The 26,061-nt window shown below is 64.6% G+C and carries 18 protein-coding genes; 10 read left to right on the top strand and 8 right to left on the bottom strand.

Annotated features, from left to right (window positions below; all coding sequences use genetic code 11):
• Positions 1-2: 2 nt before the first annotated feature.
• From ACOYYX_RS17525 to ACOYYX_RS17515, 3 genes are all read left to right on the top strand, one after another.
• Complete coding sequence (locus tag ACOYYX_RS17525) at positions 3-365, top strand: AtuA-related protein (RefSeq protein WP_422931203.1); 363 nt, start codon at positions 3-5, stop codon at positions 363-365.
• Positions 362-1,162 carry an enoyl-CoA hydratase/isomerase family protein gene (locus ACOYYX_RS17520; protein WP_422931202.1) on the top strand — a complete coding sequence of 267 codons (801 nt, stop codon included), beginning with the start codon at positions 362-364 and terminating at the stop codon, positions 1,160-1,162. The genes ACOYYX_RS17525 and ACOYYX_RS17520 overlap by 4 nt, the downstream gene beginning before the upstream one ends.
• 140 nt (positions 1,163-1,302) lie before the next feature.
• Entirely contained in the window at positions 1,303-2,982 is a 1,680-nt protein-coding gene (locus ACOYYX_RS17515; RefSeq protein ID WP_422931201.1) for an AMP-binding protein, read from the top strand.
• A gap of 100 nt (positions 2,983-3,082) precedes the next feature.
• Here ACOYYX_RS17515 and ACOYYX_RS17510 read toward each other — a convergent pair whose 3' ends face one another.
• Complete coding sequence (locus ACOYYX_RS17510) at positions 3,083-4,774, bottom strand: hypothetical protein (protein ID WP_422931200.1); 1,692 nt, start codon at positions 4,772-4,774, stop codon at positions 3,083-3,085.
• A 1,580-nt stretch (positions 4,775-6,354) separates the two neighbouring features.
• Between ACOYYX_RS17510 and ACOYYX_RS17505 the strand changes: the two genes are divergently transcribed.
• The 5 genes from ACOYYX_RS17505 (at position 6,355) to ACOYYX_RS17485 (ending at position 12,398) form a co-directional block, all read left to right on the top strand.
• Entirely contained in the window at positions 6,355-7,155 is an 801-nt protein-coding gene (locus ACOYYX_RS17505; protein ID WP_422931199.1) for a hypothetical protein, read from the top strand.
• 438 nt (positions 7,156-7,593) lie between these two features.
• Positions 7,594-8,856, top strand: coding sequence for a hypothetical protein (locus tag ACOYYX_RS17500; RefSeq protein WP_422931198.1), 1,263 nt, complete (start codon positions 7,594-7,596; stop codon positions 8,854-8,856).
• Between the two features lie 256 nt (positions 8,857-9,112).
• Positions 9,113-9,391: an acylphosphatase gene (locus ACOYYX_RS17495; RefSeq protein ID WP_422931197.1), complete on the top strand. Its 279-nt coding sequence runs from the start codon at positions 9,113-9,115 to the stop codon at positions 9,389-9,391.
• A gap of 115 nt (positions 9,392-9,506) precedes the next feature.
• Positions 9,507-10,328, top strand: a complete 822-nt coding sequence (locus ACOYYX_RS17490; protein ID WP_422931196.1) for an ABC transporter permease subunit — start codon at positions 9,507-9,509, stop codon at positions 10,326-10,328.
• A 93-nt stretch (positions 10,329-10,421) separates the two neighbouring features.
• Positions 10,422-12,398, top strand: coding sequence for an ABC transporter ATP-binding protein (locus ACOYYX_RS17485; RefSeq protein WP_422931195.1), 1,977 nt, complete (start codon positions 10,422-10,424; stop codon positions 12,396-12,398).
• A 105-nt stretch (positions 12,399-12,503) separates the two neighbouring features.
• On the opposite strand, the gene ACOYYX_RS17480 is transcribed toward ACOYYX_RS17485, so the two are convergent.
• Complete coding sequence (locus tag ACOYYX_RS17480) at positions 12,504-13,238, bottom strand: SDR family oxidoreductase (protein ID WP_422931194.1); 735 nt, start codon at positions 13,236-13,238, stop codon at positions 12,504-12,506.
• Between the two features lie 112 nt (positions 13,239-13,350).
• Positions 13,351-15,285, bottom strand: coding sequence for a S8 family peptidase (locus ACOYYX_RS17475; RefSeq protein WP_422931193.1), 1,935 nt, complete (start codon positions 15,283-15,285; stop codon positions 13,351-13,353).
• Between the two features lie 626 nt (positions 15,286-15,911).
• On the opposite strand from ACOYYX_RS17475, the gene kdsB reads away from it, so the two are divergent.
• Positions 15,912-16,664, top strand: a complete 753-nt coding sequence (gene kdsB / locus ACOYYX_RS17470) for a 3-deoxy-manno-octulosonate cytidylyltransferase (protein WP_422931192.1) — start codon at positions 15,912-15,914, stop codon at positions 16,662-16,664.
• A 58-nt stretch (positions 16,665-16,722) separates the two neighbouring features.
• Here kdsB and ACOYYX_RS17465 read toward each other — a convergent pair whose 3' ends face one another.
• Positions 16,723-20,448 (bottom strand): HEAT repeat domain-containing protein, encoded by a 3,726-nt coding sequence (locus ACOYYX_RS17465; protein ID WP_422931191.1) that lies wholly within the window; start codon positions 20,446-20,448, stop codon positions 16,723-16,725.
• 201 nt (positions 20,449-20,649) lie between these two features.
• On the opposite strand from ACOYYX_RS17465, the gene ACOYYX_RS17460 reads away from it, so the two are divergent.
• Positions 20,650-21,033: a hypothetical protein gene (locus ACOYYX_RS17460; RefSeq protein WP_422931190.1), complete on the top strand. Its 384-nt coding sequence runs from the start codon at positions 20,650-20,652 to the stop codon at positions 21,031-21,033.
• Positions 21,034-21,169: 136 nt separating this feature from the next.
• On the opposite strand, the gene ACOYYX_RS17455 is transcribed toward ACOYYX_RS17460, so the two are convergent.
• The 4 genes from ACOYYX_RS17455 to ACOYYX_RS17440 form a co-directional block, all read right to left on the bottom strand.
• Complete coding sequence (locus ACOYYX_RS17455; RefSeq protein ID WP_422931189.1) at positions 21,170-23,506, bottom strand: dienelactone hydrolase family protein; 2,337 nt, start codon at positions 23,504-23,506, stop codon at positions 21,170-21,172.
• 132 nt (positions 23,507-23,638) lie between these two features.
• The gene (locus ACOYYX_RS17450; protein ID WP_422931188.1) at positions 23,639-24,721 is read right to left on the bottom strand and encodes a Gfo/Idh/MocA family protein; all 1,083 of its coding nucleotides are present in this window, start codon (positions 24,719-24,721) and stop codon (positions 23,639-23,641) included.
• A 137-nt stretch (positions 24,722-24,858) separates the two neighbouring features.
• Positions 24,859-25,167 carry a putative quinol monooxygenase gene (locus tag ACOYYX_RS17445; protein WP_422931187.1) on the bottom strand — a complete coding sequence of 103 codons (309 nt, stop codon included), beginning with the start codon at positions 25,165-25,167 and terminating at the stop codon, positions 24,859-24,861.
• 142 nt (positions 25,168-25,309) lie between these two features.
• The gene (locus ACOYYX_RS17440) at positions 25,310-25,654 is read right to left on the bottom strand and encodes a hypothetical protein (RefSeq protein WP_422931186.1); all 345 of its coding nucleotides are present in this window, start codon (positions 25,652-25,654) and stop codon (positions 25,310-25,312) included.
• Positions 25,655-26,061 lie beyond the last annotated feature (407 nt).

Raw genomic sequence — 26,061 nt, 5'->3', positions numbered from 1 at the left:
GAATGGCCGACAAAATCCGCCCCGAACATGGCATCGTCCGGCTCGGCGACTTCGTCCACGCCCGGAGCGGCGACAAGGGGAACCGGGCAAACATCGGAATTGTCGCGAATGATGATTCAATTTATGCATGGCTCTTGAGGGAACTCACGGAAGCCAGGGTGGCCGCCTATCTGCAACCGCTGGCGATCGGCCAGGTCCGGAGATACGAGCTGCCCAATATCCACGCCCTGAACTTCGTCATCGAGTCAGCCCTGGCGGGCGGGGCCAGCCGCTCGCTCCGGCTCGACACGCAAGGCAAGGCGCTCGGCGTGGCGCTCCTGGAGCTGAAGCTGCCGCGACCCGAAGAAATCAAGGAGTCGACATGAGTGGTCGCTGGATTCGCCGGGAGGATCGAGGGCCGGTCGCGATCGTGACCCTGAATCGGCCGGAGCGGCGGAATGCGCTCTCCCAGGGGCTGATGGGGGAGTTGAGCGACGAGCTGTCGCGCGTCGGATCGGATTTGGCGATCAGGTCCGTCGTGCTGACGGGCGATGGGCCGGCCTTCTGTTCGGGGATGGACCTGAAGGATGCCGTCGCGACGCTGGATGCCTCGGAGGACGAACGCAAGGCCATCGCCGACGTGCAAGCGATTGCCGACTTGATAGCACAAGTGCATCAACTTCCCAAGCCGACGATCGCCGCGCTCAACGGCGACGCGTTCGCCGGCGGCGCAGGCCTCGCCGTGGCCTGCGACTTCGTACTGATGGCTGAAGGGGCGAGGCTGGGCTATCCGGAAGTCCGTCGCGGCCTCGTCGCGGCCATCGTCATGCACGACCTGATACGTCAGATCGGCGAACGCCGGGCACGATCGCTGTTGATCGGAGGGAACCCGATCGCGGCCGAGGTCGCCGAGTCCTGGGGGCTGATCAATCAGGTCGTCCCGGAGGAGGAGCTGCTGGCGAGGGCAATCGCCCTGGGAAAATCGCTGGTCGCCTCGGCTCCGATCGCCGTCGAGAGCACCAAGCGGCTCATCGACGAGGCGAGCGGCCGGCCGAAGGATCTGCGCGGAGCCGCCGCCATCACCGCGGCCGTACGGGTCTCGAGCGAGGCCGAGGAAGGGATGCGAGCTTTCCTCGAAAGACGACCACCCGATTGGGAAACCGGAACTTCGATGAATGAGTAGGAGGATTCATAAATGGGGAAAATCGAGATAAGTTGAATTTGCAACCTTCATGGATTTTGCATTCAACGCTGTGTTGGTATGTCGTTCGGAGAACTGGGACGGCTCTGCCTTCGGGGATTGTCAACTCTCAGGAGATCTCCATGTCCGAACCTGCCGGTCTCGACATCCCCTGGGTTGAGGCGTTCTCGGTTGGCCGGGTATTGCGCGAGACGGCCGCGAGGTTTCACGACCACGATGGCCTCATCTTCCCGACGTTGGGGGTACGCTGGTCCTGGCGAGAGCTCGACCGCAGGGTCGACGTCGTGGCGTCCAGGCTGATCGAGCGGGGCGTCGCGCCAGGCGAGCACGTGGGCATCTGGTCGATGAATGCCCCCGAGTGGGTCGTGACGCAGTTCGCCGTCGCCAGGATCGGGGCGGTCCTGGTGAACGTCAACCCGGCTTATCGGCTCCACGAACTCGAGCAGGCATTGTTCGCGGCGGATGTCGGCACGCTGATCGTCGGGGCGCCTTTCAAGGGCTCGGACTTCGTGCAGATGGTCGAGACTCTTTGCCCGGAGTTGGCTCGCGATTCGGTCGACTCGGTCTCGTCCAAATTGCCGAGGCTGCGTCGGCTCGTGGCCATCGGCGACCATCCCGGCGGGGGCTGGATTTCTTGGCGGGATTTGGAGCAGGGGAGTGTCGATGAGGCGCTCGTCAGACGGGAGTCGGCGATCCGACCCGGCGACGTCTACAACATCCAGTTCACCTCGGGGACGACCGGGCTGCCCAAGGGGGCCATGCTGACGCACCGGAATGTCCTGATGAATGCGTACTACGTGGGGCTCCGGCTGCGTTATGGGCCCGAGGATCGCGTCTGCGTCCCCGTCCCGTTCTATCACTGCTTCGGTTGCGTGCTGGGGACCCTCGTCTGTTCAGTCTACAGGTCGGCGATCGTGGTGCCGGCTCCGAGCTTCGATCCGGGCGCCACGCTCGCCGCGATCGAGGGGGAGCGATGTACGTCGATTTACGGCGTCCCCACGATGTTCGTGGCCGAACTCGACCACCCGGACAGGCCGAAGCGCGATCTCTCGAGTCTCCGCACCGGTATCATGGCGGGGAGCCCCTGTCCGCTCCCCTTGATGGAGTCTGTCATTTCGGTCCTGGGGGCGAGCCAGATCACGATCGGCTACGGGCAGACGGAGGCCTCGCCGATCATCACGCAGACCTCGGTCGACGACTCGATCGAGGTCCGCGTGGGGACCGTCGGCAAGCCGCTGCCAGGGCTCGAAGTGCGTATCGTCCATCCCCTGACGCGCGAAGCGGTCGCGCCGGGCGAGGCCGGCGAGCTCTGCGTGAGGGGGCACGACGTGATGGTCGGGTATTACAACGCCCCTGAGGCGACCGCCCGCGTATTAGATGGAGAGGGATGGCTCGCCACGGGAGACCTGGCCCGTTGTCGGGAGGACGGGAACTATCGGATCGTGGGTCGGTCCAAAGAACTGATCATCCGTGGTGGCGAGAACATCTATCCGCCGGAGGTGGAGGAGTTCTTCCACCATCATCCCGACGTCTCCGAAGTGGCGGTTCTCGGCTTGCCCGACGCCAAGTACGGCGAGGTCGTCTCGGCCTGGGTCGTCCCGCGTCCGGGCTCGATGCTAACCGAGAAACGATTGCGCGACTTCTGCCGGGGGCAGATCGCCCACTTCAAGGTGCCGCAGTACATCCACCTCGTCGAGCATTTGCCGAAGACGGTGACCGGCAAGATCCGCAAGCACGTCCTGCGGTCGGAGGGGATCGAACGGCACTCGCTCGGGGAATCGGACGCAATCCCGACGGCCTGAGCCCCTAACCAAAGGAAGAAGGCCCGGTTTCGAGCAGGAGCCGAAACCGGGCCTCGGGGTTCTTCACTTCAGGCTGATTCGCAAGCCGCCAGCTTTCCGATCAAAGACCGCTCAGGTCGGCGGCCGTGACGCGGACGCCTTCCTTCAGGTGAAGGGTCTTCACCGTGTCGGCGGTCGCGGGGAGCGACCAGGCGCGGTGGGGAGGGATGCAGAGGCCACCAAATTCCTTCGGGGTCTCCTTGTCCGAGCCTTCGGGGCCGATCAGGGCCAGGCCGTTGAGGACCAGCGGCGAGGAGTTCTCAATCTTGAGGCGGTAGGTCAGCTTGCCGTTGACCTTCGGGCCCTTGGCGAGTTCAACCTGGACGAGCTGGGCGACCAGGCCGGCCGCGACGGAGTCGACGACGCTCTTGGCCTCGGCAACCTTCACGGCCTTCGCTTCGGCGGAACGCTTGAGCGGGAAGGCGCCGGTTTCGACCCAGGCCTTGCCTTCGGCGTCGGTCGTGGAGACCTTCACGTCGACCTTGCGGTCGGTGAACTCGATCCGGAGGGCGACGGCGGGGCCTTCGGGCTGGGCGGGGATGCCCTGCTTGAGGGTCAGGCCGATCATGCCGTTCTTCTCCAGGACCTTGCGAACCTCGGCGACGAGGGCCTCATCAGAAGCGCCCTTCGCGGCGACGTCCCAGTAGAGGATGCCCGTCTCGCCGGCGACTTTGGCCGACTCCGCCTCATCGAGTTGCTTGACGAACTGCTGGGCCAGGGCCATCTCATGACCGTTCGCCCAGGCCTGGGAGAGGCGGGTGATTTCCGCCCAGTCCATGCCCGAGGCGACGTTCCAGAGGACGAGCTGGGTGATCGCCTGGGGCGCCTTGTCAGCGGCGAGGCGACGAAGAGCGGTCTGAGTCCGCTCATCCTTCGTGATCTGGGCGATGTCGCCAACACGCAGCTTCTCGCCCTTGGCGGGCATCGAAACCTTGTCTTCGGCGTTCGGACCATTCAGGCTTGCGACGTTCGTGGGGAGGTGACGGGTCTGCTTGGCCTTGAGGGTTGTGGTCGGCAGGCTCGTGGGGGAAACCGAGCGGAAACCACCGCCCATGCCACCGCCCATGCCGCCCATACCGCCCATGCCACCGCCCATGCCGCCCATACCGCCCATGCCACCGCCCATGCCCATCATGCCCTGCATGAGGGAGGATTGATCCCAGCTATCGCGGTCACCCACAAGGTTCATGATGAGGCGGCCGAGCATCATCATGCCCATGGAGGCGGGCATGGTCCCGCCACCCTGCATACCACCACCGCCCATACCGCCGCCCATACCACCCATACCGCCGCCCATACCGCCCATGCCGCCGCCCATACCACCCATGCCACCGCCCATGCCACCCATACCACCGCCCATACCACCCATGCCACCGCCCATGCCACCCATGCCACCCATGCCGCCCATGCCACCGAACTGACCGGTGGCACCAGCAGCGACGAGGCCCGGGGGAAGGACGACGCGGAGACGCTTGCTGGTGCGGTTCGTGACCGAGAGCGTGATGCGGCCGTCGCCGGTGCCTTCGGCTTCGACGGCGAGCTGCCGGGTCTTGAGACCTTCGATTACGCTGATCGTGGGGATGTCGGAGTCGGTTGCAACGTCCTTGGTCGTCTTCTCCGCGGCAGCCCTGGTATCCTTCGGCTGTCCGGCTTTCGCGGGAGTTTCGGCCCTGGCCTGATTTCCCGCATGAACGGCGATCAATATGGTCGCGACGCAAGTCGACGAACTCAGCATGCGAACGAACGCAGACATAAGGAACCCCCTTTCTGAGACCATTCGGCGAGGCTCACCACAGTAGCCTGGAGGGTGGCTCGAGAACAAGCGACGGAGAGTATTGCAAAGCGTGAACGCTGCGCAGGGCATCTGTTGACATTGGCGACAATTGCCAAAAAGTCGGGGGGACTTTGTCACACCACCACTGCCAAATCGGAAAAATCTCGACCAAATCGAGGGCAAGAGAGCCGACTCGTGACCCGGACGACGAACCTGCTTGCGACTTTCTAGATAAACGACGATGGAACCCATCGCGTCATTCGATCAATCTTGCTCGAAACGGCAGGATTTTTCAGAGGCCGTCGGATCGCCCTGACTTCTGCGCCGCGGGGACGGATCCTCCAGCAAGGATTTCCACGTATGATGGGGGCCTAGAGCACGAGACCATGTCAGGCGCGACCCCGACCGTAGGGCCATCTTTCCGCGACTTTATCGGATGGGATGGCCTACCTCGGCCCATTGTGCGGGAATGGGTTGCACGGTTCCGCAGGCGTCAGTGAAGGATCCCTTGGGATTATATCATGCCGAAGAATCCCACATGGTCTGGAAGGAGGCAAATCGGCCCGCGATCTCACGGGATGATCGCTAATCTCTGGATCATTCTATCGCTCGGGCTAGGGTGTGCCGCGTTTGCCTCGGGGCAGGGGGCTGTCGAGGTGGAATCCCCCTGGCTCGGCCGGGCCTTTCCCCCCGCGGTCGTCGTAGGCAGGGAAACGGAGGTCGTCGTCATCGGAGACCACCTCGACCAGCTAGGGACCTTCCACCTCTCCGGCGATGGGGCGGAAATCCGAGGAGATCACGCTCGACCCGACGGTGCGCGCATCCTCACCCTTTGGATAAACCCACAAGTCGCCCCTGGGTATCGCGAGCTCCGGGCGGAAGGGAAATCAGGCTGGTCCAACGCCTTAAGGATCTCGTGCGACGAACTGCCCGTCGGTCTCGAGCGCGAGCCCAACGACGACCTGAAGGGGGCGACTCCGATCGAAGTCGAAACGACGGTTGCAGGGACCTTGACGCAAGGAGATCTCGATCACTACACGTGGAATGGAAAGGCAGGAGATCGGCTGATTTTCGAGGTCGAATCGCGTCGACTCGGAATCCCGATTTCGCCGATGTTGACCATTTTCACGGAAACGAGGAACTCCCTCGACCAGGGGGCCGAAACTCGAGGTTGTGACGGGGATTGTCGGCGAGTCTTCACACTCCCGGCCGATGGGAACTACGTGGTTCAGGTCCGCGACCTCCTCTATCGAGGCGGCCCCTGGGCGAGCTACCTCCTCAGAGTCAGTCGCCGTCCGTTCGCAACGGCAGTCTTCCCCCTCGGTGGTCAACGCGGGAAACCACTGGATCTGACGCTCTCCGGCGGGATCCTGGAGCGCCCAGTCGTTGCGCACATCTTGATTCCCAGGGATGAAGGCGAGATTTTCTCGCCCGAACCGATCAGAGCATCCCGCGATTTCCTTCATTTTCCCCAGCGGATCGTCATCGGCGATGCTCCGGAAGTCAACGAAGGTACGGATCGTCGCCTTCAGATCGGCTCGACGTTGAATGGACGAATCATGCGTGCTGAGGAGGTCGACTCGTATCTCCTTGCGTTGAAGCGAGGAGAACGGGTTCGGATCCGCGTCACGGCCGAAGGTCTCGGATCGTGGCTCGACTCGGTGCTAACCCTCAAAGATGAGCAAGGTAGAGTGCTGGCGGAGAATGACGACCTCCCGCCCGGCGAACTGGATTCGCCGAGGGGGGGAGAACCGCCGAGGGCCGATAGCCTCCTGGATTTTGAAGCGATCGAGGATGGAGACGTCTTGATCGAGGTGCGCGACCGCTATGGCGAGGGGGGCCCCGAATACGGATACCGGCTCGACGCGGGTGAGCCTCGGGGCGACTTCTCGGTCGAGTTACAACCGGCCGAACGAGTCAATCAGGCACGACCGACTGAGGCGATCAACGTTCGCCCTTCGGAGAGCTATTCCTTGGACGTGGTCGTGCGGACCGAGGGGCGACTCGGTCCCGTGAGGCTCGAGGTCAAGGGGCTTCCGTCGGGAGTCGTGGCGGAGGCGATCACGATTCGGCCCGGTCGGACAGGTCGGGGGAGTTCGGTCGAGAAATCGAAGGCATCCGTGCCGAATCGAGCGAAGTTGATGCTTCGGGTCGATCCGAGAGCCCGGCCGGACATCGGCTGGTTGCGGGTCGAGGGCTCGAGCCGACTCAGCGACGGAACGACGATTCGACGCAGGGGGATCTTGAACTTGGAGGTAGGAGGGGAACATGTCGTACCGCCGAACCGGCCGATCGTCAGGCGGATCGACGCAATCCCCATCTCGATTCTCGCCCCTAAGCATGTGGTCGATTCGCGTTAGCGAAATCGTCAAATAAAGCTCGTCGACCCTCGCAAGGTTGGATGGATTGGATCGAAGGCGTAGTGCGAAACGGAACGATTCTCGGGCTGATCCCGGGATTCCGATTCCATCGAGGCTTTCGATTGGGAGCCTCGCCCTTTTACCCAAATCTGCAATTCGACCGATGGTGTTGTGGCGACTTGCCGAAGAATAGGTGGAGACCCGCGCGAATAAGCGGAGATCTCGGGGCGTCTGTCGCCTCAGGGATCCCGTCATCCGGGGCATGTTCAGAAAAGTGAATCCGAAGGAATATCGGGCCAAGGAGGGGGCGAACGAGCCAACCTCCGGTTGCGGCCCCGTCCAGAAAGGTCCAACGCAATGCTACGGCGACACCTTTGGCGGGCTCGGGCATGGTCGGCCGCCGGCCTGTTAGCCTCTTCGATGTTCGCGGCCCACGCGGTGGCGGAACCCGATGCGCCCGCCCCGACCGCGGACGCGGTCACCGAGACCGTTGATATCCTCAAGGCGAGCCAGGCTGGCGACCTCGTGATCGAGGCCCGCGGCAACGGCCAGGATCGGGTGCGTCTCGGCCTGAAGAACACCTCGACCAAGCGATTGAAGGTCGTGATCCCCCCCGGCCTCGTCGCCTCGGCGACCGCCCAGGGTGGTGGCCGTGGCTTCCAGAGCATGGGCCTCGGCACGGTCACGAACCAGCCGGGTAGCTTTGGCGAGTTCCGCGCCGAGGCGAGCAACTCGGCCGGCTTCCACTCGGTCGCCGTCGCCGCCGACGTCGCCGGTGAAGGCGCCGTGACCGTCCCGGCCGGCCAGAGGATCGAGCTGATCGTCCCGGGCGTCTGCCTGAATTTCGGCGCCCCCACGCCGACGCTCCGCGACAGCTTCCACGTCGTCGACGTCGACCAGTACACCAACGATCCCCGCGCCCGCAAGGCTCTGCGATCGCTCGCGACCCTCGGTACGAGCCAGGGCGTCGCCCAGGCCGCCGTCTGGAGCGTCTTCAACGGCGTTTCTTTCGAGCAGATGACCGGTCAGGCCAGCCCGAAGGTCATGAACGTCCATGAAGTGGCCCTCGCCTCCCGGTTCGTCCAGGCGCTCGACGCCTCGGGCGACTCCGAGATACTTGACGGCTCGTACCTCAAGGAATCGCGCCTCCTCGTCTCCGTCGCCGGCGAGGGCAAGCTCTCGGCCGAGGCCGGCCGTCTGGCGGAGTCGCTGAACGGCCTGCACATCCTCGGCCTGCCCGTCCGCGTCCTTGAGGACGGCCAGATCCCGCAGGACGTCCAGGGCCCGGCGATGGCCCTCAAGATCACGCTGAGCGACAGCAAGCCCGGCGAGACGAAGGGCCGGATCGTCGTCAGCCACGCGACCCCCGAAGGCTGGGCAGCCCTCGGGCGGACCAACTTCGAAGAAGGCTCGGCCGTCACCGTTCTCGATGGCCCCGGCCTGGCCCGGGCGGTTGACCAGGCGGTTGCCTCGGCCTTCGTCGGCGTGAAGGTCACTAAGAAGGGTGCGAACGGCACCACGCTCAGGATCGAGAACCGCCTGCCGTTCAGCATCGCGAACGTCGTGCTGAAGACGGGCAACTCCTCGGGAGCTCCCGACGTCTCCTTCAAGGGGATGGGCATCGGCCCCGCGAGGTCAGCTTCCGCCTCAATCCAGGCGGCCGGCGGCGTCGTCCACCGGGTCGAGTTGAACGGCCTTTGAGCCGATTCGGCCGAATCTGACGCGAGAATCGAGGGCGGTCGCCTCCATTTCTGGAGGCGACCGCCCTTCGTGTTGGTAGTCGCCCGCGCAAAGGTCAAGTTTCCTGTTTCCGCTCGTCCGCCAGGGTTGCCTTGGGACCGGAGAGCCCGTTAAGATACTGGAGTGAGGATCTTGCCCCAAGCAGGCGGATAGTCCCTACCGCCGATCCTTCGACGAATCGAACTGACTTCTCGCAGTAGGCTTTGAGTCGTCCCTCATGTCTAAGGAACGCCGAAGGGTTTACTACTCCGGGAGGGTGCAGGGGGTAGGTTTTCGTTATACGAGCGAACGACTGTCGCAGGGCTTCGACGTCGCCGGCTACGTCCGCAACATGAGCGATGGCCGGGTCGAACTCGTCGTCGATGGCCCGCCCGACGCCTTGAAGTCGTTCCTCGACGCGATCCGAGGCGAACTCGGCGACAAAATCCACGACGTCTCGGTGGAGCAAGAACCGGTCGGCGACCCGCCGTACGAGGGATTCTCCATCCGATACTGACCGATATCGAGTCGATGGGCACTTCCTTGTTGAGGGACGTCGCCCGTCGGAATCTCCCGCGACGCAAGCATCACGACCTGTCCTCTTCCGTACCTCATTCCGAGTGATCGACATCATGAAAGCGTTGACCATCGCTCTCGCGACGGCCAAAGAAGCAATCCGACAGCCGGCCTTCTTCGTGCTGTCGTTCATCGCCGGAGCCTCGCTCGTCTGCTCGATTTTCGTGTCCTACTTCACCTTTGGTGAAGACATCAAAATGTACAAGGACACAGGGCTGACGACCATCTCCTTCGCCGCCTTGCTGCTGGCCCTGCTGACCGCCAGCTCGACGGTTGCCGAGGAGATCGAAGGCAAGACGGCGATCACCCTGCTGTCGAAGCCGATCAATCGCCGCCAGTTCATCGTCGGCAAGTTCCTGGGCATCGAGCTGGGCGTCTTCGTCCTCTTCCTGCTCCTGGGCACGCTCTTCGAACTGGGGGTCTGGTACAAGTATGGCTACGACCTCCGGGAATCGGCCGGCGGTGCCGCCGAGATGGCCATGCAGATCGAGCAGGTGAAGCAGGTCTTGCCCGGCCTGGTGCTCGGGTTCCTCGAGGTCACGGTCCTCGCCAGCATCAGCGTGGCGATCTCGACCCGGCTGCCGATGCTCGTCAACCTGGTCGTCTGCATCGCCATCTTCTTCCTGGGCCACCTGAGCCCGGTCCTGGTCGAGGCGACGGCTAAAGGGGACGTCAACGAATTGGTGAGCTTCATGGCGAAGCTCTTCGCCTGGGTCTTGCCCTCGCTAGAATTCTTCAATGCCGGGCCGGCGATTTCCACGGGTGCCATGATCCCTTGGACCGGTTATGTAATTCCGGCATTGGGCTATTGCGTGTTGTACAGTGGAGCAGCGCTTCTGTTCGCGTTCCTCTTGTTCGAGGACCGCGACCTGGCCTGATCCGTGCCTTCCCGCTTCGCGGTGGGTGATGCGCGGGTCTCCGGCTCGGTACAAGGTTCGCGCCCGATCAACCGCTTCGTTGGGATGGCTAACATGCAAGCGGACGCGTATCTTCGCGCTCGTAAGCTTCTGAGTGCGGAACGGCGGTGGGTATTCAGGGCGAATGCACTCGGCGTGGTGCATTCGCTCTTGATTCTGGCACTCCTCGCCGTGATAGGGCTGTTGCTATCCCTGCTCGCCTCGCAGGGTGTGGCCCGCGTTCCGACCCGAGATCTCGCGACCTACCCGAGCTGGGTGAAGGGTCGCGAGACCGGCGTCGTCCAGGATGTGGCGGTGTTTGACGACAGCGGGCTCTTCTCGCTCGTCGCCGGCAATCGTTGGAGTTCCTATCCTCCCCACCGCATGGGTGCCCGGCTGCTCTTGCCGGTCCTCAAGGCGGTACCCACTCTCACGAATAACGTCGGTGCCCTGACGAGCCTGCTGGCCCTGGCCTCGGCCCTGCTGCTCGCCATCTGCTTCGTCGCACAGTACCGCCGCTCGATCCTCGCGGAAGCGTCGTGCGACGTGGCGACGACCTTGCGTCGTCAGATCCACCGGCAGATGTATCGCCTCGGCCACTCCGCCTTGCCGACCGAAGGGACGGGGCCGGTCGTCAACCTCATGACCCGGGAGGTCAACGACGTCCGCGACGCCATCTTCGTGGAGCTCGGCGATAAGATGAGGGGCCCGGTTCTCGGCCTTGGTCTGATCGCGATCGCCCTGTTCATCTCGCCGATCCTGACCATCTTCGTCGCATCGCTCGGCGCCCTGATCTGGCTGGCTGGCCGGGTGATGAACAAGGATGCCCGGCTCGTGACCGACGCCGCCGTCCGCGACTCCGCGGTGCAGCTCTGCCTGCTCCACGAAGACCTCAACCTGCTCCGCCTGGTGCGGGTCTTCGGCATGGAGAACATCGACAAGCAGCGCTTCGACGAGCATCTCGAACGCTACCGCGAGGCCGACGCCCGCCGCATCAAGGCCGAGGGGTGGTTCAACCCGTCGATCGGCCTGCTCTACGGCGTCTCGGCGATCCTGGCATTGAGCCTCCTGGGCTATGCGGTGGCGGTCTCGCATCGTGTGGCCCCGGCCTCGGCCCTGATCCTGGTCGCGTCTCTCGCCGGACTGGCCTACCCGGCCCTCGAATGGGTCAGGATGCGACGAGCCTTGCGACAGGCGAATCGCTCGGCGGACGGCATCTTTGAGTTCCTCGAGCGCAAGCCCGAACTGCATCAGCATGGCGGGGCCCACTTCCTGCCGCCGCTCAAGGATCGGATCACGCTCGAGAACGTGACGCTCGAGAGCCGCTCGGGTCGAGTCCTGCTCGAGAACGTCACCGCCGAATTCCCCGTCGGATCCAGGACGGCGGTCATGAGCCTGGACGAGGACGCGAAGCACGCCTTGCTCTGCCTGATCCCTCGCCTGATCGACCCGAAGGTCGGTCGCGTGCGGATCGACGGCCTCGACCTCCGCGACGTGACGCTCGAGTCGATCCGGGCCCAGGTGGCGATCGTGCTCCAGTCGGACTTGGTCTTCACCGACTCGGTCGCGATGAACATCGGCCTCGGCGACGCGAGTTATCCGCTGCCGAAGATCATCGCCGCGGCCAAACTGGCGCATGCTCACAACTTCATTCAGGACCTGCCCCACGGCTACGACACGATTATCGGGCCGCTCGGGCATTACCTGGAGCCGGACGAGATGTACCGGATCGCCTTGGCGCGGGCGCACCTTCACGACCCCTCGATCGTCGTGATCGAGGAGCCGAACACCCCGCTCGATGATGACACCAAGCACCTCATCGATGACTCGGTCACCCGGCTCTCCCAGGATCGGACGCTGATCATCCTGCCGCACCGGCTCTCGACGATCCGCTCGTGCAACCAGATCATCGTGCTGCACAACGGACGCATCGAGTCGATCGGCCAGCCTCGCCAACTCCAGAACGAGAGCAAGCTGTATCGACATATCCAGTATGTCGAGTTCAACCAGTTCGCCACCGGCGACATCGAAGCCGGCCAGATGAATGGCTGAGGCCTGATCGACGGGGAGTGAGCGGAAAACATCCGAGGCCGGATGGGGGGAAATTCGCCCCCCATCCGGCCTCGGTCATTGAAGCATGTGAGCAAAGAGACAGGCTCAGGCGAAGTCGTCGACGGTCGGCTTGATGATCAGCTCGGGCACGTTGGCGCGGGGGTGCAACTCGACGAGGAACTTCACGGCGGCGGCGACGTCCGCCGGCTGGAGGATGACCTCGCGGCGCTCGGTGCCGACGGGGACCGGCCTGGCGTCAAGGATCGGCGTGTTGACCTCGCCGGGGTAGATTACGGTGGAGCGGATGCCGTGAGCACCTTCCTCGCGGGCCAGGCAGATGCCGAGGGCGGCCTGGCCGAACTTGGAGGCGGAGTAGCCCGTACCACCGAGGACGCTTGCCCGCTTGCCGGAGAGCGAGGCGATCTGGATGATCAGGCCGTCCTCGCGCACCCGCATCGAGGGCAGCACGGCGTGGACGAGGTTGAACGCCCCGGTGAGGTTGGTGGCGATCATGAGGTCCCAGTCTTCGGGCGTGAGGACCTCGAGTTTCCGGTTCCGGACGTTCGTCCCGGCGTTGCAGATGAGGATGTCGAGCTGGCCGAACTCCTTGAGGATGCCCTCGACGGCGGCGTTCACCTGGGTGCGGTCGGCCACGTCGCAGGGGGTCAACCGGGCGGGGCCGTTCGCCTGCGTGAGGAGGGCTTTGGTCCCCTCGAGCTTCTCGGGGTCTCGTCCCGCCAGGGCGAGCCGGATGCCGAGCTGATCCAGGGCCACCGCGATCCCTCGCCCAATCCCGCTGCCGGCACCCGTCACGAGCGCGGTCTTTACGGTCGTCGCCACGCCAAACCTCCACCAACGCGAGAAGACCCCACCGCCTCGACCTGATGCGAGGCGGTGGGGTCGAATTGGATTCGAAGTCCTCGCGGCGCGAGGACCTCACTTACCAGCGATTTTAACGAGGGTGGTGCTTGGACACAAACGCTCCGAAGCGATGCGGGCCGGCGAAGGCGTTCCCCTGGCGGATCGCTTCCTTGATCTGGGCGAGAGGCTTGAGGGTTCCCGCCGTCTGGGTGGTGCCCAGCGAGTTCGTCGCTGTGCCACCGCCCCAGAGTCGGAGCGTCCCGCCCGCCTGGGCCCACGCGTTGGTCGCCGGCTGGGTGGAGGAATCACCCGAGCCCGTCGAGGTGCTCGTGACCTGATCGAAAGCCTTATCCCAGATCTCGGCGAGCTTGCTCGCGGCAGTTTGATTGACCTTGGCCCCGTTGATGAACAACGTCGTCCGGTTCGTCCCGACCGTGCTGCCCTTGCCGGCATTGTCGGTGCCCGTCGTGGGTGTAGGTGTAGGCGTCGGAGTCGGCGTTGGTGTAGGCGTCGGAGTGGGTGTAGGTGTAGGCGTCGGAGTGGGTGTAGGTGTAGGCGTCGGAGTGGGTGTAGGCGTCGGAGTGGGTGTAGGCGTCGGAGTGGGTGTAGGCGTGGGCGTTTGAGTCGGCGTCGGCGTAGGCGTGGGCGTTTGAGTCGGCGTGGGTGTAGGCGTCGGAGTCGGCGTTGGAGTGGGTGTAGGCGTCGGAGTCGGCGTTGGAGTGGGTGTAGGCGTCGGAGTCGGAGTCGGCGTTTGGGTCGGCGTGGGTGTGGGCGTCGGGGTCGGCGTGGACGCACCCGGGATGAGGCTGGCCGACTTGGCGATGTCGAGGCGGCCGAAAATCTCTGAAGTAGTGGAGTCGCTGACGGGGGTCGAGCCGTCCTGGAGCCACGATTCGAGCTGGTCGACCGTCGGCAGGGTGCCGAACCGCTGCTCATAGATCTGCTGGAGCAGGACGATTGCACCAGTGACCTGCGGCGCGGCGAAGCTCGTCCCGTCGCCCGACGAGAAACTGTTACCGCTGGAGGGGCCGACGATACCCTGGCCGGGGGCCGCGATGTCCGTGGCCGAGACCCCGCCGATGCTCGCCCCGAGTCGCTGGGCGTCGGAGGCGAGGGCCGTGCCCGCCGAGTTCGTGGCTGTCACGCTGATCGTGCTGGGGACGATCGCGACGAAGCCTTCGCCCTGCTGCCCGTTGAAGCTGTTGCCCGCGGCCGCGACGACGGGGATCTTCAACGTGTCGAGTTGGTTGATCAGGTTCGTGATCTGCTCGCCCACGCCGTTGTCCTGGGCGAACCAGTTCTGGGCGTAGTTATTGCCGTCGGACAAGGAGATGTTGACCGCGGTAATATTATACTTCGTGTGATTATCGATGACCCACTGGAGGGCATCGGCGATCTTGTCGAAGTCCCCTTCGTTGTTGTTGTCGATCACGCGAAGGGCCGCGATGTCTGCGCCGGGGGCGATGCCCGGGTGCGTCGGGTCGCTCGAGGCGATGATCCCGGCGACGGCCGTGCCGTGCTGCGAGGTCGTGGCCATCGGGTCGCCATTGCCGTCGGCGAAGTCATAGCCGACGCTGACCTTGTGGCCGGCCCCGAAGCCGCCGCCGAGCGCGGAGTTATTGTAGTTGACGCCGGTGTCGATGACGGCGACCGTCATCCCCTTACCGTCGACGCCATATGTGGATCGCACGGCCGAGGCCCCATCGAGGCTCGTCGGGTCGCTGCTCGAGGAGGGCGAGGAGGAGGTGTCGGCGGGGTGGGCGACGTTGAGCCGGGGGACGGGGGTGCTCGACGCGCCGGTGGCCTGGCCGTGCCCGTGGGCGAGGCCGAGTTCGTGATGGGCGACGACCCGGTTGTGCAACTGGGCGAAGTGGGCCTGGCGTATTTCCTGGAGGTGAGCGTGCTGCGCCTGTTGATTCTGGAGGAACTGAGGACTCGCCGATAACAGCGTACGGGTCTCGAGGCTCTCGATGTTCGGCCGACGCTGAGCCTTGGCCGCGTGGCGGGTCTGTCGGTTCCACCCCATGAATTCAACCTCCCCGGACGACCGCCATGCCATTGGATATGGTCGCCCCAGCGATTCGGTTGTGAACGCCCCCCTTCCTTGGCGCAGACCGTGCGGGGTCCTCGGGACACCCGGCGCGGAACGCGGCCGTCGAAGTCAAAATCAACGACTTCGATACGGACAGAGCGCAAGCAATAGTTGATAATGGCGAATTCGGGGAACGCGTGGCGGCGTTCATGCCGCGTGGTTCCCGTGCCCGCTGACGGGGGGAGCAACCGATAAGGTCGATTCCTGCCGCCCTGCCCACAATTCGGCCCGCGTACGCGACGAGGGGACTCGCCGCCATCCATGGGCCGAGCAGATCCGTCCGAGACCGCATCCTGCGGGGGCCAGACGACATGGTCCGACGAAGGCTCGACGCCCTCCCTCCGGGAGGCCGCCGGGTCGCGTGTACCAGGCCACGACGACACATCTACGGATATTGTTGTTTTGACGCCTTTTCCCGGACTCCATCGCCGCTCAGCCTTGGCGTTGCGTCCGCAACGGACTCGGCTATAGTGGACTTCCTTGTAGGGGTTCGGTGGGAGGCGACCTTCGCTCAGTGCCCCTTGTATCGGACGAACTCGAGGGGGAGTTTTCGACGAAACATGGAAATCCTCGCTGTGATCCCGGCGCGATTCGGATCAACCCGACTGCCCGGCAAACCCCTCCTAGCCGAAACCGGCCGACCCCTGATCCAGCACGTGGTCGAGGCCGCCCGCACCTCAAAACGCATCAGCCGCATCATCGTCGCGACCGATGATATCCGCATCGGTAAAGCCATCGAAGCATTCGGCGGTGAATATGCGATGACGCGTGCCGACCACCCCAGCGGCACCGACCGCGTGGCCGAGGTCGCCGCGGCGTATCCCGATGCCAGGATCATCGTGAACCTGCAGGGGGACGAGCCCGAGATCCAGGGCGAAGCCCTCGACCTCGTCGTCTCCATGCTCGAGGACGACCCTTCGGCCTCGATGTCGACCCTCGCCACGCCGATCCGCACCGAGTCCGTCTATCGCGACCCGGCCTGCGTCAAGGTCGTGCGCGCAACGGCGGGGCACGCCCTCTACTTCTCGAGGAGCCCGATCCCCTGCCATCGCGATGGCCTGCCCGCGGTCGGCTCCGATGAGATCGTCGCGTATTTACATCTGGGGCTCTATGCGTATCGCAGGGACTTCTTGCTGCAATACGCGTCGATGCCGCAGTCGCCGCTCGAGCAGAGAGAGAAGCTCGAGCAACTCCGCGTCCTCGAGGCGGGGCATCGCATCGCCGTCGGGATCGTCGACGAGCCTAGCATCGGCATCGACACACCCGAGGACTACCGCGCCTTCGTCGAGAGAATGAAGGCGCGGACTTCCTGAGCCTCGGCCCGCCGGGCGATCATGCGAATCGCTGGCATGATCGCCCGAACATGCCAGCCTATTTCGGGACCGTCGCCGCCTTCAACGACTGCAGGTAGGCGACGAGGTCGGCGAACTCGACGACCGACAGGGTATCCACGAGGCCGCCGGGCATCAGGGAGACGTCGGTCACGCGCCGGTCTTCGATGTCTTCCTTGGGGACCTTCGTCAGCCTGGCCTCGGCGTCGACGAGTTCCAGGTGCGACTCCGTTTCGGAGCGGATCAGGCCCGTCACGACCTTCCCATCCGTCAGGGCCACGAGCACGGGTTGATACCCGGTCGCGATACGGGACGAGGGTTCGAGGACCGAGCGGATCAACTCGGCCTTATCATATTTGAGCGCGAGACCGGTGAGGTCGGGGCCGACGTTGGCGGTCCCACGGCCCCCCGCCGCGTGGCATTTGCCGCAGGAGATCCCCTTGGGGTCGAAGAAGAGGGACTCGCCGTTGCGCGGGTCCCCTTCATGGCCGAGCGCGTAGTTTCGGAGCTTCTCCGTGACCGAGTCGGCCCCCTTGGCCATGAGCGTCGGGGCTAGGGGATCCGAGACCTGCACGCTGAACGACCAGAGGCCGATCCCCTGACGCGAGGTGGCCAGCAAGCGGTTCTTCCCCTTCTTGAGCATCACCCGGACGAGGTCCGACTCGGGCGAGTAGGGCCGGCCCGCGAAATTGCGATAGGTGTGGATGCTCGCCTCGTTCAGGGTCAGCGTGATCGTCCCGCTCGATCCGACGAGCAGCAAGGCGGGGCGATCCTCGGCCGAGTCGATCTCGATGTAGCCGAACGAGCAGAGGTCGGGCGTCCCGTTCTTGTCGTAGCCGAAGCCCCCCTTGTCGCCTGAGCCTTCCTTGAAGTCGTCGAGGACGACGCGCCCCGTCTTGGGATCACCCGCGCGGGGCGTCCAGCGGATCGCGCGGCCTTCGACGCCGTTGTAGGTCCGATCGAAGTCGATGGTACGCTCCCCGACGAAGACGCGCGGAGTCGTTCTCGCGAATGGCCCGACGACTCTCCAGTCGGTGAGTGGGCGGAACCGAGTGAGGACGCGCTCCAGGGCGACCGCGGCCGGGCCGCTGAGGCGCTGGGATGTGGCCTCTTTCTCGAGGTCGGGCCTCACGAAGTCGCGGATCGTCAACAAGGCTTTTTCCCCCTGCTGGCGGAGGGCCGGGTTCCGATCCTGGATCGCGGCGAGGTAGACGGGCAACGCCTGGGGATCGGCGAACGTGCAGAGCGCGAGCGTCGCCTCGGTGCGGAAGGCCTCTTCGTTGGCAACCGCCAGGAGCTTCGGCACGGCCTCCTGGATTTTGAGCTGCGCCGTCATCTCGATGGCGGCGCTGCGGACGGCGGGGGATGCGTCGTTGAGCCGATCGGCCACGGCCGTCTTCACCTCCTCGGGGATCCGCTGCTTCGGATCGAGCGCAAGGAGTGCCGCCGCCCGAACAGCGGGTTCTGGCTTGTTGAGGAAGTCGGCCAGGTCGTTCGCTGGGAGGATCCCGGAGCGACCGAGCGAGGGCAAGGCCCTGGCCACCAGCGAAGCCGGGGTCTGCTGCGCGTAGACGAGGGAGAGTCTGGCTCGCAGAGCGGGTGGCGTCCCCAGGGCCGACAGCCCATCCACCGCGGCCACTCGGACCGGCTCTGCTTTTTTGGAATCTTGGGCGAGACTGGCGAGGGCCGGGATCGAATCGATGTCATTGAGCGAACCGATAGCCTGGACGACCGCCGTCAGAACGCCCTCATCAGCCTCGCGCGTCAGCCGATTCCGCAAGGCAGGGGCCGCGGCCTTGCCGACACCCTTCAAGCCCTTGACCGCGGCAAGGCGGACGCCGGCATCGCGATCAGACGCGGCTTGCTCGAGCCCCGCCAGCACGGCGGCCATGGCTTCCGGGTTCCAATCACGCGTTTTCTGGGGGAACTCACCGGCCAACGGGTTCGTGCCGAACCAGGCTCCGGTCCACTCGGGATACTGGCGATAGAGGCCGGAGAGGACGGTTGCGACGCGAGTACGGGTCTCCGCCGAATCGAGTTGGCCGAGAGACCGGCCGAGGGCTTTCACCACGGGCATCGACCAGGCCTCATCCATCAGCGAGAGGGCAGACTCGCGACGGCTGGGGTCGTCGAGGGCCGCCGCGAGTGCCGACTCATCCCAGGCCTGGAGCGTCCGGATCGCCTTGCGTATCGACCAGGCAACAAAGGGGTCGGGATCGCCGAGCGAGGCGATGAGCTGAGGCCTGGCGCCCGGCAGTCCAAGACGCCCGACGGCGATGGCGGCCTCGCGCCTCACGGCGGCGTCCTCGTCTTTCAGGAGGTTCGACAGAGTCGCCGCGGCCTCGCGGTCCCTGCGGATCCCGACGCTTCGTGCCGCCTGGAGCCGGACGTCAGGATAGGCGTCGGTCAGGGCATTGCGGATCGCCTTTCGGGCCTCGGGCAGCTCCGTGGCGTCCAGGGCCCAGAGGGCGTGGATCCGACCGTTGCCCGGTTCCGACTGCTTGAGCCGGCTCTCGAGTGCGCCGAGTTGAGCCTTGCCCTCACGGGATAGGGCTCGCTGGGCTTCGGATCGCACCGACAGGGCAGGGTGGTCGAGGGCCTTCAGGCGAGAGGGGGCATCTTTCGCAGGCTGATTCGCAAGGCTTGGCTTGTCCGACCCTTCATACGTCAGTTGATACAGTCGGCCGGTCTTGGGGCCATTGGCGAGCCAGCCGTTGAAGGCCCAGTCGACGAGCCAGAAGCCTGCTCCGTCGTTGGAGACGGCGATGGAGAAGGGGCGGAAGTCCTTGAGTTCCCCCTTGGTGATGAACTCGGATTTCTTGACGACGCGGAAGGTCGCCCCTTCCTTGGCGATCTCATAGCGGAAGACCGTGGAGAGTCCCCAGTCGCACGTGAAGAGGTTCCCCACGTAAGACGCGGGGAGGCCCGCCTCGTTGTAGCAGACGCTCTGCGTCCCCGAGCCGCCGAGTTGCCCGGCCGTGATGGGCAAGGTACGCCAGGGGGCGGTGAGGAACTCGTAGGGATAGCCGTAGTGGGCTCCGACGATGTGGTGCGTCAGGCTGTTCGGCCATTTCTTGCTGTCGTCGTCGTTGCCGTAGGTGAAAACATCATCGCGGGCAGTCAGGGCGACGGAGAGCGGGTTTCTCTCCCCGGTTGAGACCACTTCCAGGTCCGTGCCGTCGGGTCGGATCCGGATTACGCCGCCCCCGAACAGTTGGATGGTCTTTCCGTCCTTGCCAATCCCCTTGGGGATCCCCTTGTCGCCGACGGCGATGTAGAGGAATCCGTCCATACCCAGGCGCAGGCCCGAGGGAACGTGGTCGTTGATCCCGCTGAAGCCCGGCAGCTTGGGGCCGAGGCCCGTCATGAGGTCGGTGCGTTCGTCGGCCTTGCCGTCGCCGTTGGTGTCGCGGAAGGCCGAGAGGTACGGAGCGTGGACGACGTAGAGGACACCGTCGGCCCACTCGAGCCCCATGACGGCCCAGAGTTTGTCGGCGAAGACGGTCGACTTGCCGTCCTTCCAGGCGAGGATCGAGTCGATCGGCTGGGTCGGCGGGCCGGGCATGTCCATCGGGTCCTGGCCGATGTACAAGGTTCCATCAGGACCGGAGACGATCGCGGTGGGGAAGAGAATCTCGGGGGCCTGGGCGGCCAGGCGAATCTTCCAGCCGTCGGGGACAACCGGCAAGGGGGCTTCATCCGCCGCCTTTGTGAGCACGGGTAGGCCGAAGACTGCGAGTGTCGCAAGCGCGAGGGAACATCTCATGAGTGCGGAATCCTCGACCGGCCTTGGACGCCTGCGGGAAGGAGGCAGGGACCGTCATTGATGACGGGCCTTTTCCCGATCGTGCCAGGCTTTCTCCCGAGATGGGCGGATCAATACGGAGGATGCTCTGGAGTCCGGGGGGCATTTTCGGCAGAATTGTAGCGGAACCGACTTGTCCTCATCAACGTTGGGAGTTTCGACGTGTCGAACTCGCAGTCCGCAGCCCCTGGGGGCACCGACCTCCAAGTGAAGACGCAGCCCGCCAACCCCCTCAAGAATCCGTCGTACCCCCAACGGGTGCATATCCACGAACGGCCCCACTGGGAAGGCGTACTCAAGAGCTGCGACCAGCGGATCGCGGTGGTGAAGCAGAAGATCGTTGTCCTGGCCGCCGGCCCCAACCGCGATGCCTTCAACCGCCTCTACTCGCAGATGCTCGGCGCCCGCGATCAGGTGGCCGACTGCGTCCGCCGCCTCCCCGGAGAAACCGGCGACCTCTACGAAGAGGACAAGCACCGCCTCGAAGAGGCCGTCAAGTCCCTCGACAGGATCCTGAAACGCTGGGATTCCCAGCCCCAGGTTTGAACCGAAACGGAAACAGCAAACGGCGGTCGACGTCCAGATGCTGGACGTCGACCCGATCGTTTGGGCAAGGAGTGTCCATCTTCCGGCGCCCTTAGCTTGCGAGCCGGGCCTCTCGACCCGGCTCGAAACGCGTTCGTCAGCGACCCCTGGGCCAGTTCAAATGCCTGGCCAGGAACGGGAAGGTGCCGGTTCCCTCAATCTGATGCCCCCCGTTAAAGAGCGCGATGTCGACGCGATCGGCGAGGCCGAGTGTGTCGAAGGTACGCTTCACCTTCATATATTCGTAGCCGATCCACTCGTCATAGCCGACGGCGTCGGAGTGCCCGCGCTCCACCTGGAACGGCCTCGGCGCGATCAGGTTGGCCATCTCGGCGTAATTGAAGCGCTCGGCGAGGCCGAATTCGTACATGTCATATTCGATCGTGAACATGTAACTCGTCGGCCGCTCGAGGTTCGTATTCTTCACGACCCACTCGTTAAAGTCGGCCGAGCAGATCGACAAGCAGTAGCCTTTGAGGATGGCCGGGACCCGCATCGCGGTCTTGCCGCCATAGGAGAGCCCGTAGAAGGCGATCCGGGAGGGGTCGACGTTGGGGAGCGTCGCCAACCACTCGAGCGTCCGCTCATGCTGACGGACGATTACGGAGAAGAGCGAGGCTTTCAGCGGGTTGAGCTTACGTTGGATCAGCCGGAAGTGGTCGTGGCCGATGTACGGATTCTGCGGGGCGTAGACGACATACCCTTTGTCGGCCAACTGCGCCGCGTAGGAATGGTAGACCGACTTGATCTTGGGATCGACCACGTCCTCGGGCCTCCCTTCCAACCCATGCTGGCAGACGACCACCGGGCGCTTCTCGCCTGGCTGCAAATCCTTGGGGAGCAGCAAGATCCCCGAAGCCGGCACATCGGGCCAGACGGGGAGCTGGACGCCGTAGCCAACCCACATCTCCGTGTCGAAGAGCTTGACGGTCTTGGCCGAGAGAGGCTCGCTCGCCGGCGGGAGCTTGCCGATCAACTCGGCGTGAAAGGCCTCGCGATAGGCCTCGGTGCTTTTTGCCCAGGCTTCGGGCGACTTCATATCGGCCGGCGCCCAGTATGCGTAGCGGCGTAGCTCCGACGTCCTGAGAATAGCCTGGGTGTAGTCGCTCAGTTGCTGGACCTGACGCTTCATCCGCGCCTTGGTGTCGAAGTGAGGCCGGGCATCGAAAAGGGGCTTCTCGGTGTTCAATGCGGTGTCCTGGCCTTCGGCTTTCGCATCCCCGGTCGGGAGCAAGGCGAGGAGGAATTGTTTTCGCCCTTCGTCGGCGTGATTGAAGCCAGGGGCCGGACTCTTCGGCTCGAGGAGGGACGCCTTCGAGCGGAACTCGGCCGGGAGGCCATCCTGAAGCCGAGCGAACTCGGCGGCGATTGCGGCGGGCTCCGGGGTCGTCAGGCGTCCCGAGGCGGCGTCGGCCCGCCCATCGCGAGCACGGGGAGGCCCTTTGATGTCGGGGACGGCGGCGGGCTCGACTACGAGCTTGCGGGGGAGGATTAGCCGTGCGGCCTCGGCGTCGCCGAACTCGGTTAAGAGGCTCCAGACGTTGCGGTAGATCGGCTCCGACCAGGCCGACTCCCTCGGCCCGAAGTAACCGCCGACCCACACGGCGTCGGCCCTGGTGTCGAGGGCCCCGGCGTAGAACGCGACGAGACCTCCTTCTCCATACCCGACGAGGCCGATGGGCAGGTCCGGCCGGCCCGGCCTTGAGAACCAGTCGATGGCGGAGCGGACCTTGTCGACTTCATATCCGATGATATGCCGGCCGGTCTCATACGACTGGCGATAGATCCATTCCCGGTGCGTCAGGTTCGTCATCCGGACGGACGGGTTCCCCGAAAACGTATCCGAGCGGTCGAGCAAGGTCGGGACCAGCACGCGGCAACCGGCCTTGACGAGCAGGCGGGCGGCCTGGGATTCGTGCAGGTGGGCCTGACCGACGCCGGCGAACTCCTCGGGGGTCGTGTCGCAGTCGGGCAGGGCCACGACGTTGGCGCGAACATCCTTTTTGGGTTCGAGCCAGAGCCCCTCGGCTTCCACCCCCGGATACACCGACCACGTCACGGCGAAGACGCTGAAGTCGTCGGTCTCGGCAACCTTCGCCGGTGAGTCGGGGCTCGAGACATAGGAGAGAGTTGCCGGGGTCACGCGCTGGCCGACCGCTCCGAGGATTTTAGCGAGTTGCTCGCGGCGGGGGGCCACCGACTTTTCGTAGGCGTCCGTCGAGGAATAGTCCGGCTTCGACGTTGTTTTGCGGCGTTCGCCGCTCGTGGCGATCATGCGATCCGCGAAGCGATGGATCCCGTCGACCATCGCCTTGGCGGGGTCGCCCCGGTCTTCCCAGGGTTGGGTGCCCGGGAGGGACTGGGCCCGGGCACCCGGTGGGGCGAAGCTCAGGGTCAGGAGCACGAGGCAAAGCGACGCGCGGGGATGCGGCATGGCGAGTCGTTCCCGAGGAGGTGGGCAGGGGCTTGACCTGGCGGGACGCAGTGCTGGACCGCGTCCCCAGGCAAGCAAGATGACCCGTCGGAACCCTCTCCGCAAGGCTCGACTTCGAGGAGCGGCAAGCCTTTACGACGGCCGCCAGTGGTCGATGGGGCGTAATGCGTCGCTCCTGAACGGCAGATCGACCTTTCGTCCGAGGCCGGCCGACTTGTACAGGGCGTGGATCACCTCGACCACCGCGCGGCCGTCGTGCCCATTCTCAGTCGGCGTAGCCCCGTTGCGGACGCAGTCGACGAAGTGCTCCATCTCCTGGGGGAAGCCGTAGTTCCACATCTCCTCGTAGATCGGGAACGACCACCCTTGCGTACTCCCGGACTTCTCCACAGCGTAGCCGTAGCCGTTATGGGAGTACGTCCTGAGGGCATTCCCGTAGAGGATATCGGCGTAGGCCTGCCCGGCGCTCCCGAAGACCTCGGCCCGATCGTCCATGCCCCCGGGTTTGGTCCAGCTCTCCTCGGCGAGCCCGACCGCTCCCCCCTCGAAGTTCATAATCAGGAGTGCCTCGTCGTCACCATTCGTTTCGTCGCCGTGGACGTACGTGTTCATCTGGGCGTAAACGCTGTTGATACGCTTGTCCTTGCCGAGGATCCAGCGGAAAAACTCGACCGCATGGCAGCCCATGTCGAACGTGACGCCGCCGCCGCTCCGCCCCGTGTCGTAGAACCAGCCTGCGTGCGGGCCGTCGTGCTTCTCCGACTGCTTCACCAGGTGGATCTTGCCGAGGGCCCCTTCATCAACGAGTTGTTTGAGGCGTACATATTTGGGTGCGAAGCAGAGTTCCTCGGCGTAGCCGAGGAAGACCCCGGCCTTATCGCAGGCGGCGATCATGCGGTCGCACTCGGCGACATTCAGGGCCATCGGCTTCTCGACCACGACGTGCTTGCCTGCCTCGGCCGCTTGGATAACCGTGTGGCAGTGCAGATCGTTGGGCAGGCCGAGGACGACGAGGTCGATTTCCTTGCGTTCCAGCATCGCGCGGACGTCGGTGAAGGCGTGTGGGATCCCACGTTCGCTCGCGAAACGCTGGGCGTTGCCGGGGCTCGGCGAGGCCACCGCAAAGACCTCCGCGCCGAGCACTCGCCGGAGTGACTCGTAATGGATCGACGTGATGAAACCCGATCCCACGAGACCGACTCGCACCGTCTGCATCCGGTTGTGTCCTTGGCTGAGGCCTGATGGGGTTGTTTAAGTCGTTCGGAGGGCGGGGCAAGGTGCCGGGAAACGCCAGGGCGGATCGCATAGTATCGCGTCGCGGTGACGCCATGCGACCCGCCCGGGCTATCATGTCATGCAGGCTTGAGAATTTGTAGGACCGTCTTGATGACCATGTCCTTCACGGCCGGGCGATAGGCTTCCATGTGCGGGGCGACGAGGTGGGCCTTGAGGTGTTCGACGCTCTCCCACTTCTCCACCACCGTCACGACATCGGCGCGGGGGCCTTCCTGCGCACCGATGTCGGTGGCCTCGTCGACGGTCGGGCCGTACTCGAGGCATCCCTCTTCCGCATGCACGTGCGGGATGAGCTTGCGGAATTCGGCCAGGAAGTTTTCGCGTTGTCCTGGATGCAACTCGATGGTGGCGATGACGTGAATCATGACGCTTGCAAGGGCTCTCGGGTGGTTCGATCCGGGGAAACGAGAGCCACTATACTCGCCCCGCCGCGGCGTTTGTATCCGGGAACTTCGGACGCACGCGTTCTCAATCCAAACCCCACCACCCGCGGTCGTTCTCAGGCTTTCAGAAATAGTTGAGCGTGTGTGCATATTCCAGGCACACATAGATCACCGTGGCGAGGAGGAACAGCCCGGCCATGAAGGTGAAGTAGAGCGAGGTTGCCCGCACCGCGCCGATTCGATCCGCGTAAGCTGAGGCAATCTTCCAGGCGACGACGCCGATCACGGCGTAACCAAGGAAACCGACGGCGGCGAGGCCGATCAGGAGAGGGTCGCTGACCCTCTGTGCCTGCACCTGCTGGATGGCGACCGCGACGTAGGCGACCAGGAGGCCCAGGTGCCAGAGCTTCACCCCGCCGAGCCAGGACGTCCGTCGGGGTTCGGCCGCTTGGATACGCGAATCTGTCATGGCAATCCTCCGGATCTGCGATCAATGGCCGGACAGAGATGTGATTCCGGCAACTTGAAATGGCCCGAACGGAAGCGGGCCACCGATCGTCTTGGACAATTGTCGTGGGGGATTTGCGGCACGTCAAGGCATCATCGAGGCGTGTTTCGGCAACGTAGTGGGAGGATTCCTGGCGGATTTTGAAATGACAGGGCATGCATGGTAACTCTCGCCGCTGAATTCCGAAGGGAATCATGGAGGGGCCGAGCAGGAGGTCACACCCACCAGGTTTGCCGGTCCAGAATGATCGACAATCTCGCGCGACGCGGTTGCCCTGCCATATACGATGAGATTAGGGGAGTTCGTGCTCATCGTCGCAACCGCCGCCAGGCGAGAGACCGCGAGGCGTAAGTAACGGGCATGTTTGA

Origin of the sequence: Singulisphaera chitinilytica, assembly GCF_049331405.1 — a bacterium.
In the GTDB taxonomy this organism is placed as follows: domain Bacteria; phylum Planctomycetota; class Planctomycetia; order Isosphaerales; family Isosphaeraceae; genus PoT.
Note: the sequence above shows the minus strand (reverse complement) of the source record. Positions and strands in the feature narration are given on the sequence as shown.

Bases quoted from the DNA above. Each gene is read 5' to 3' on its own strand.
- ACOYYX_RS17525 (WP_422931203.1), top strand. From the start codon at position 3: ATGGCCGACAAAATCCGCCCCGAACATGGCATCGTCCGGCTCGGCGAC.
- ACOYYX_RS17520 (WP_422931202.1), top strand. From the start codon at position 362: ATGAGTGGTCGCTGGATTCGCCGGGAGGATCGAGGGCCGGTCGCGATC.
- ACOYYX_RS17515 (WP_422931201.1), top strand. From the start codon at position 1,303: ATGTCCGAACCTGCCGGTCTCGACATCCCCTGGGTTGAGGCGTTCTCG.
- ACOYYX_RS17510 (WP_422931200.1), bottom strand. From the start codon at position 4,774: ATGTCTGCGTTCGTTCGCATGCTGAGTTCGTCGACTTGCGTCGCGACC.
- ACOYYX_RS17505 (WP_422931199.1), top strand. From the start codon at position 6,355: ATGCGTGCTGAGGAGGTCGACTCGTATCTCCTTGCGTTGAAGCGAGGA.
- ACOYYX_RS17495 (WP_422931197.1), top strand. From the start codon at position 9,113: ATGTCTAAGGAACGCCGAAGGGTTTACTACTCCGGGAGGGTGCAGGGG.
- ACOYYX_RS17490 (WP_422931196.1), top strand. From the start codon at position 9,507: ATGAAAGCGTTGACCATCGCTCTCGCGACGGCCAAAGAAGCAATCCGA.
- ACOYYX_RS17485 (WP_422931195.1), top strand. From the start codon at position 10,422: ATGCAAGCGGACGCGTATCTTCGCGCTCGTAAGCTTCTGAGTGCGGAA.
- ACOYYX_RS17475 (WP_422931193.1), bottom strand. From the start codon at position 15,285: ATGGGGTGGAACCGACAGACCCGCCACGCGGCCAAGGCTCAGCGTCGG.
- kdsB (WP_422931192.1), top strand. From the start codon at position 15,912: ATGGAAATCCTCGCTGTGATCCCGGCGCGATTCGGATCAACCCGACTG.
- ACOYYX_RS17465 (WP_422931191.1), bottom strand. From the start codon at position 20,448: ATGAGATGTTCCCTCGCGCTTGCGACACTCGCAGTCTTCGGCCTACCC.
- ACOYYX_RS17455 (WP_422931189.1), bottom strand. From the start codon at position 23,506: ATGCCGCATCCCCGCGCGTCGCTTTGCCTCGTGCTCCTGACCCTGAGC.
- ACOYYX_RS17450 (WP_422931188.1), bottom strand. From the start codon at position 24,721: ATGCAGACGGTGCGAGTCGGTCTCGTGGGATCGGGTTTCATCACGTCG.
- ACOYYX_RS17445 (WP_422931187.1), bottom strand. From the start codon at position 25,167: ATGATTCACGTCATCGCCACCATCGAGTTGCATCCAGGACAACGCGAA.
- ACOYYX_RS17440 (WP_422931186.1), bottom strand. From the start codon at position 25,654: ATGACAGATTCGCGTATCCAAGCGGCCGAACCCCGACGGACGTCCTGG.